General features: G+C 70.5%; 10 protein-coding genes. 9 read left to right on the top strand and 1 reads right to left on the bottom strand.

The window, feature by feature from the left end:
• From urtD to ureG, 9 genes are all read left to right on the top strand, one after another.
• The coding region (gene urtD / locus ABDW35_RS28020) for an urea ABC transporter ATP-binding protein UrtD (RefSeq protein ID WP_343717146.1) at nt 1-692 on the top strand (692 nt) is incomplete at its 5' end.
• 3 nt (nt 693-695) lie between these two features.
• Entirely contained in the window at nt 696-1,391 is a 696-nt protein-coding gene (gene urtE / locus ABDW35_RS28015; protein ID WP_343717145.1) for an urea ABC transporter ATP-binding subunit UrtE, read from the top strand.
• On the top strand, nt 1,357-2,235 hold the full coding sequence (locus ABDW35_RS28010) for an urease accessory protein UreD (RefSeq protein ID WP_343717144.1): 879 nt from the start codon (nt 1,357-1,359) through the stop codon (nt 2,233-2,235). Before urtE ends, ABDW35_RS28010 begins: the two co-directional genes overlap by 35 nt.
• Nucleotides 2,236-2,257: 22 nt before the next feature.
• The gene (locus tag ABDW35_RS28005) at nt 2,258-2,560 is read left to right on the top strand and encodes an urease subunit gamma (RefSeq protein WP_343717143.1); all 303 of its coding nucleotides are present in this window, start codon (nt 2,258-2,260) and stop codon (nt 2,558-2,560) included.
• A gap of 148 nt (nt 2,561-2,708) precedes the next feature.
• Nucleotides 2,709-3,029: an urease subunit beta gene (locus ABDW35_RS28000; RefSeq protein ID WP_343717142.1), complete on the top strand. Its 321-nt coding sequence runs from the start codon at nt 2,709-2,711 to the stop codon at nt 3,027-3,029.
• A 10-nt stretch (nt 3,030-3,039) separates the two neighbouring features.
• The gene (locus tag ABDW35_RS27995) at nt 3,040-4,749 is read left to right on the top strand and encodes an urease subunit alpha (RefSeq protein ID WP_343717141.1); all 1,710 of its coding nucleotides are present in this window, start codon (nt 3,040-3,042) and stop codon (nt 4,747-4,749) included.
• Nucleotides 4,750-4,884: 135 nt separating this feature from the next.
• Nucleotides 4,885-5,346: an urease accessory protein UreE gene (locus ABDW35_RS27990; RefSeq protein WP_343717140.1), complete on the top strand. Its 462-nt coding sequence runs from the start codon at nt 4,885-4,887 to the stop codon at nt 5,344-5,346.
• Nucleotides 5,339-6,031, top strand: a complete 693-nt coding sequence (locus ABDW35_RS27985) for an urease accessory protein UreF (protein ID WP_343717139.1) — start codon at nt 5,339-5,341, stop codon at nt 6,029-6,031. Before ABDW35_RS27990 ends, ABDW35_RS27985 begins: the two co-directional genes overlap by 8 nt.
• Nucleotides 6,028-6,642, top strand: coding sequence for an urease accessory protein UreG (gene ureG, locus ABDW35_RS27980; RefSeq protein WP_343717138.1), 615 nt, complete (start codon nt 6,028-6,030; stop codon nt 6,640-6,642). Before ABDW35_RS27985 ends, ureG begins: the two co-directional genes overlap by 4 nt.
• Before the next feature lie 50 nt (nt 6,643-6,692).
• On the opposite strand, the gene ABDW35_RS27975 is transcribed toward ureG, so the two are convergent.
• A partial coding sequence (locus ABDW35_RS27975) for a substrate binding domain-containing protein (RefSeq protein ID WP_343717137.1) occupies nt 6,693-7,245 on the bottom strand: 553 nt, incomplete at its 5' end.

The raw sequence follows: 7,245 nt of genomic DNA, 5'->3' as shown, positions 1-7,245 counted from the left end.
GGTTCCGGGCGCTCAACGCCCTGTCGCTGGTGATCGAGCCGGGCGAGATGCGGGCGATCATCGGCCCGAACGGGGCCGGCAAGACCACGATGATGGACGTCATCACCGGCAAGACCCGGCCGGACCAGGGCGAGGCGCTGTTCCGCGGCACCCACGACCTGACCCGGCTGGACGAGACGGCGATCGCGGGCCTCGGCATTGGACGAAAGTTCCAGAAGCCGACGGTGTTCGACAGTCACACGGTCGGGGACAACCTCATCCTCGCCCTGGCCGGCCCGCGATCGCCGACCAATCTGCTGTTCGGCCGGCCCCGCCCCGACACGGCGGAGCGGATCGGCGAGATCCTGGAGACGACCAAGCTGACGGCGCATCGCGACCGCCTGGCCGGGGCGCTGTCGCACGGCCAGAAGCAGTGGCTGGAGATCGGCATGCTGCTGGCGCAGGAGCCGGCGCTGCTGCTGGTGGACGAGCCGGTGGCCGGCATGACCGATGCCGAGACCGAGGAGACGGCGATCCTGCTGCGTGAGATCAACAAGACCCGCTCCGTGGTGGTGGTGGAGCACGACATGCATTTCGTCCGCGCCCTCGACGTCAAGGTGACGGTGCTGCACGAAGGCTCGGTGCTGGCGGAAGGGCCACTCGACGCCGTCAGCGCCGATCCGCGCGTCATCGACGTCTATCTGGGGCGCTAGGGCATGCTCAGCGTCGAAGGCATCGATCTGTTCTATGGCGCGGCCCAGGCGCTGCGGCGGGTCTCGCTCGGCGTCGGGCTTGGTCAGGCGACCTGCCTGCTCGGCCGCAACGGCGTCGGCAAGACCAGCACCTTGCGCGCCATCGTCGGGCAGCAGCCGGTCGCGGCCGGGAAGATCCTGTGGGAGGGCGAGGACATCACCCGCCTGCCGACGGCGGAGCGGGCGCGGCGCGGTATCGCTTTCGTGCCGCAGGGGCGCGAGATCTTCCCGCTGCTGACGGTGAAGGAGAATCTGGAGACGGGATTCGCCGTGCTGCCGCGGCGCGAGCGGCGGGTGCCGGAGGAGATTTTCGAACTGTTCCCTGTGCTGAAATCGATGCTCGGCCGGCGCGGCGGCGACCTGTCGGGCGGGCAGCAGCAGCAGCTCGCCATCGGTCGGGCCCTGGTGACCCGGCCGCGCCTGCTGATCCTGGACGAGCCGACCGAGGGCATCCAGCCTTCGATCATCAAGGATATCGGGCGCGTCATCGCGATGTTGCGCGACCGCGGCACCATGGCGATCCTGCTGGTCGAGCAGTATTTCGATTTCGCCCATGCGCTGGGCCAGCGTCTCGTCGTGCTGGATCGCGGCGAGGTCGTGGTGGACGGGGACAAGACCGCGCTCGATGAAGACAGCGTCCGTCGTCACCTTACGGTCTGAGCCGCCGGCCCTCGCGGAGCCGACGATCCTGCCCGTGCCGCTGGCGCGCGCCCGCGGCCGGCTGGAGCTCGGCTTCAAGCGGCGCGGGGCGGAGACGGTGCTGGCCGCCCTGTTCCAGGAGGGCTGCGCCAAGGCGCGGTTCCCGCGGCGCGAGGCGGGGGCCTTCACCGGCGCCGTGCTGCTGAACACGGCCGGCGGGCTGACCGGCGGCGACCGGCTGCAGCAGGCGGTCCGCTGGGGCGAGGGCACGGCGGCGACGGTGGCGGGGCAGGCGGCGGAGCGGATCTACCGCTCGCTCGGCGACGCGGCGGGGATCGAGACGCGGCTGGTGGTCGAGCCCGGCGCCACGGCGGAATGGCTGCCGCAGGAGACCATCCTGTTCGACCGCGCCCGGCTCGACCGCGATCTGCAGGTCGAGCTGCGCGGCGATGCCCGCTTCCTCGGGGTCGAGGCGATCGTGTTCGGCCGGGCGGCGATGGGTGAGGCGGTGCGCCAGGGCACGCTGCGCGACGCCTGGCGGATCCGCCGCGACGGCCGCCTGGTCTATGCCGATGCGCTGGCGGTCGACGGCGACCCGGCGGCGGCGTTGGACCGGCCGGGCCTCGGCCGCGGCGCCCGGGCGGTGGCGACGCTGCTGTTCGCGGCGCCCGAGGCGCAGGATCTGATCGACCCGCTGCGCGCGGCCTTGGCCGGGGCCGGGGGGCTGGCCGGCGCCAGCGCCTGGAACGGCCTCTTGGTCGCCCGCTTCGCCGCGCCGGACGGCGCCGTGCTGCGGCGCGACCTGATCTCGGCGCTCGGCATCCTGCGGGCCGGGCGCCCGCTGCCGCGCGTCTGGCAATGTTGAAGAAGCACTGGGAGGAGTCTCCGTGAACCTGACCCCGCGGGAGAAGGACAAGCTCCTGATCGCCATGGCCGCGATGGTGGCGCGCCGGCGGCTGGAGCGTGGCGTGAAGCTGAACTATCCGGAGGCGGTGGCGCTGATCTCCGACTTCGTCACCGAAGGGGCGCGGGATGGCCGCTCGGTGGCCGATCTGATGGCCGCCGGCGCTACGGTGCTGACCCGCGACCAGGTGATGGAGGGCATCGCCGAGATGATCCACGACGTCCAGGTCGAGGCCACCTTCCCCGACGGCACCAAGCTGGTGACCGTCCACCAGCCGATACGGTGAGGAGGATGGAGATGCTCGGTTTCTCTCCCTCTCAACTGTCATGCCCGGGCTTGACCCGGGCATCCAGAGGGTCTCGACATCTTCTGGATTGCCGGGTCAAGCCCGGCAATGACAGGGGTGGGTTAGCTGCTGCCCGGAGGAACTGCCGATGATCCCGGGCGAACTCCTGCCGGCACAGGGCGAGATCGAGCTGAACGCCGGGCGCGACAGCATCGTCCTGACCGTGGCCAACACCGGCGACCGGCCGGTGCAGGTCGGCAGCCACTACCATTTCTTCGAGACCAATCCCGCCCTGTCCTTCGACCGGGACAAGGCGCGGGGGCGACGCCTCGACATCGCCTCCGGCACCGCGGTGCGGTTCGAGCCGGGGCAGAGCCGCGAGGTGCGGCTGGTCGCCCTTTCCGGCGCGCGCGTCGCGATCGGCTTCCGCCAGGCGGTCATGGGGCCGCTCGATCCGGTCAAGGGCTGAGGAGGCCGATATGCCCGTTTCCATCTCCCGCGCCGCCTATGCCGACATGTTCGGCCCGACCACCGGCGACCGGCTGCGCTTGGCCGACACCGACCTGATCATCGAGATCGAGCGCGACCACACGGTCTATGGCGAGGAGGTCAAGTTCGGCGGCGGCAAGGTGATCCGCGACGGCATGGGCCAGGGCCAGGCCACACGCGCCGAAGGCACTGCCGACACCGTCATCACCAACGCCGTGATCCTCGACCACTGGGGCATCGTCAAGGCCGATGTGGCGATCCGCGACGGCCGCATCGCCCGGATCGGCAAGGCCGGCAACCCGGACATCCAGCCCGGCGTCGACATCGTCATCGGCCCGGGCACCGAGATCATCGCCGGCGAGGGCAAGATCCTGACCGCCGGCGGCATCGACTGCCACATCCACTTCATCTGCCCGCAGCAGGTGGAGGAGGCGATCGCCGCCGGCGTCACCACCCTGGTCGGCGGCGGCACCGGCCCGTCCACCGGCACCAAGGCCACCACCTGCACCCCAGGCCCGTGGCACATCGCCCGCATGCTGCAGGCGGCGGAGGGGCTGCCGGTGAACCTCGCCATCTCCGGCAAGGGCAATGCCAGCCGGCCGGATGCGCTGGTCGAGCAGATCCGCGCCGGCGCCTCGTCGATGAAGCTGCATGAGGATTGGGGCACCACCCCGGCGGCGATCGACTGCTGCCTGTCCGTCGCCGACGCGATGGACATCCAGGTGATGATCCACACCGACACGCTGAACGAGAGCGGCTTCGTCGAGGACACCATCGCCGCCTTCAAGGGCCGCACCATCCATGCCTTCCACACCGAAGGCGCCGGCGGCGGCCACGCGCCGGACATCATCCGGGTGGCAGGGCTGGCCAACGTCATCCCGTCCTCGACCAATCCGACCCGGCCTTTCACCGTCAACACGCTCGACGAGCATCTCGACATGCTGATGGTGTGCCATCACCTGGATGCCGGGATCCCGGAGGACGTGGCCTTCGCCGAGAGCCGGATCCGGCGCGAGACCATCGCCGCCGAGGACATCCTGCACGACCTCGGCGCCTTTTCGATCATCTCGTCGGACAGCCAGGCGATGGGGCGGATCGGCGAGGTGATCCTGCGCACCTGGCAGACCGCGCACAAGATGAAGGTCCAGCGCGGCCGGCTGGCGCAGGAGCCCGGCGAGAACGACAATGTCCGGGTCAAGCGCTATGTCGCGAAATACACCATCAACCCGGCGATCGCGCAGGGCTTGTCGCGGCATGTCGGCTCGGTCGAGGTCGGCAAGCTGGCCGATCTGGTGCTGTGGGACCCGGCTTTCTTCGGGGTGAAGCCGGAGCTGGTGCTGAAGGCCGGCACCATCTCGATGGCGCTGATGGGCGACCCCAACGCCTCGATCCCGACGCCGCAGCCGGTGCACTATCGCCCGATGTTCGGCGGCTTCGGCCGGGCGATGGCGGCCTCGGCCCTCACCTTCGTGTCCAAGGCGGCGCTGGAGGACGGCATCGGGCCGCGCCTCGGCCTAGCGCGAGAGGTGGTGGCGGTGGAGAACACCCGTGGCATCGGCAAGGCCGACATGGTGCACAACTCGGCGACGCCGGTGATCGAGGTTGACCCCGAGACCTACGAAGTCCGCGCCGATGGCGAGCTGCTGACCTGCGAACCGGCCGCGGTGCTGCCGATGGCGCAGCGGTACTTCTTGTTCTGAGGCCAATGTGAAGCCGACCATTCTTTCACTGTCATCCTCGGGCTTGACCCGAGGATCCAGGGGCAGCCAGAGCGGTTCTTGGTGGCCCCTGGATTGCCGGGTCAAGCCCGGCAATGACAGCAAATGGCAAGTGCCATGAAGCGCTTCACCGCCGTCGTCCCGGCCGGCCGCTTCGACCCGGCTGTCGTCTCCGATCGCGTCGTCCTCGACTACGATTCCCGCCACCGCCGCCGCATCGTGCTCTATGGCGAGGCCGGGACGGTGGTGCTGCTCGATCTGTCCGAGGCGGCGCATCTGCGCCATGGCGACGCGCTCAGGGGCGAAGACGCGAGCCTGGTCCTGGTCGCGGCGGCACCGGAGCGGCTGGTCGAGATCCGCGCCGGCAGCCAGGCGGAGCTGATCCGCATCGCCTGGCATCTCGGTAACCGGCATTTGCCGACCCAGCTGCTGCCCGACGCGCTGCGTATCCGCGCCGACCATGTGATCGAGGAGATGGTGCAAGGCCTCGGCGGCACGGTCACCGCCGTCGAGGCGCCCTTCGACCCGGAGGGCGGCGCCTATGGCCATGGCGCCGTCCATGGGCATTCGCATGGCTGACCCGGCGCTGTATCGGCTGATGGCTTGGCTATCACCGTCCTACCCGGTCGGCGCCTTCAGCCATTCCAGCGGGCTGGAATGGGCGAACGAGGCCGGCTGGGTGACCGACAGGCCGGGCCTGGTCGCCTGGATCGAGGATGCGCTGGCCAGCGGCGCCGGCTGGAACGACGCCGTGCTGTTCGTCCACGCCCATCGTGCCGCCGCGGCCGGCGACGACGACCGGCTGGCCGAAATCGCCGACCTCGCCGCCGCGCTGGCGGCCTCGCGCGAGCGGCAGGTCGAGACCCTGGCCCAGGGCACCGCCTTCCTGGCCATTTCGCGATCCGCCTGGCCGGTGCCGGGGCTGGAGCGGCTGGCCGCCCGAATCGGTGAGAGCGTCGCCTATCCGGTCGCGGTCGCCGCCTGCGTCGCCGGCCACGGTATCGCCCTGGCCCCGGCGCTGACCGCCTTCCTGCACGCGATCGCCGCCAACCTGGTGTCGGCGGCGCAGCGCCTGGTGCCGCTGGGCCAGACCGACGGCCAGCGCGCCATCGCCGCGCTGATGCCGGCGGTGGAGACGGCCGCGGCCCGGGCGGCGGCCCTGCCGGACGGTGACCCCTTCAGCCATTGCGGCGGCTTGGCCGTCGCCGCCGACATCGCATCGATGCAGCATGAGACCCAGTATACGAGGTTGTTCCGCACATGACCCAGAACGGACCCCTGCGCGTCGGCATCGGCGGCCCCGTCGGCTCCGGCAAGACGGCGCTGATGGACGCGCTCTGCAAGGCCTTCCGCGACCGCTACGACATCGCGGCCATCACCAACGACATCTACACGAAGGAGGATGCGGAGTTCCTGAACCGCGCCGGGTCGCTGTCCTCCGACCGCATCCTGGGGGTGGAGACGGGCGGCTGCCCGCATACCGCGATCCGCGAGGACGCCTCGATCAACCTGGCGGCGGTGGCGGAGATGCGGCGCCGCTTCCCCGGCCTCGACCTGGTGCTGATCGAATCCGGCGGCGACAATCTGGCCGCCACCTTCAGCCCGGAGCTGGCCGACATCACCATCTACGTCATCGACGTCTCGGCCGGCGACAAGATCCCGCGCAAGGGCGGGCCGGGCATCACCCGGTCGGACCTGCTGGTGATCAACAAGACCGACCTGGCGCCGCTGGTCGGCGCCTCGCTCGAGGTGATGGACCGCGACGCCCGCAAGATGCGCGGCGACCGCCCCTTCGTCTTCGCCCGGGTGCGCGGCGGCGACGGCGTGGCCGAGATCGCAGCGTTCATCGAGAAGGCCGGTGGGCTGGGTTCCTAGCCGCCGCTGTCATCGTTCGCGCCGGGGCTCGATCATCAGTCCTGCGGCCGTCACCTGCCGATATAGGCGGCCAGTTCCTCGGGCGTTCCCATGGGAAATGCCTGCTTCAGATGGTCTAGAAATGCCGCTACCCGGGCGCTGAGCAGCCGCCTGGACGGATAGAGGGCCCACAGGGCGATGTCGGGACCTTCGACGTCGCCCCAATGCACCAGCGAGCCGTCGGCCAGATCATGGCTCACGAGCGACACGGGGAGGCGGCCGACACCAACGCCGGCCCGCACCGCATCCCGGACCATCATGAGCGATGACAGGGCGAGGACCGGCTCGATCGCGATTATGGCCCGGCCGGCAGGGGTCTTCACGGTCCAGGCCCGTCGATCGGGTGCCGAGCGGACGACGGCAGGAGCGGCGAGATCTCCGGCCGGCCGGGCGAGGCCGGGGCTCGCCACGACCACCAGCCGGTCATGCAGGAAGGCGCGGCCGACCAGGCTGTCGTCCGGATCCGGGTTGACCCGGATCACCAGGTCGAACCCCTCCTCGATCAGGTCGACGGCACGGTCCTCGGTCGAGACCTCAAGCCTCACCTCCGGATAGGCCAGGGCG

The organism is Inquilinus sp., assembly GCF_039594555.1.
Taxonomy (GTDB): Bacteria; Pseudomonadota; Alphaproteobacteria; order DSM-16000; family Inquilinaceae; genus Inquilinus.
The sequence above is the reverse complement of the archived record's forward strand: the minus strand, read 5'-3'. Positions and strand labels throughout refer to the sequence as shown.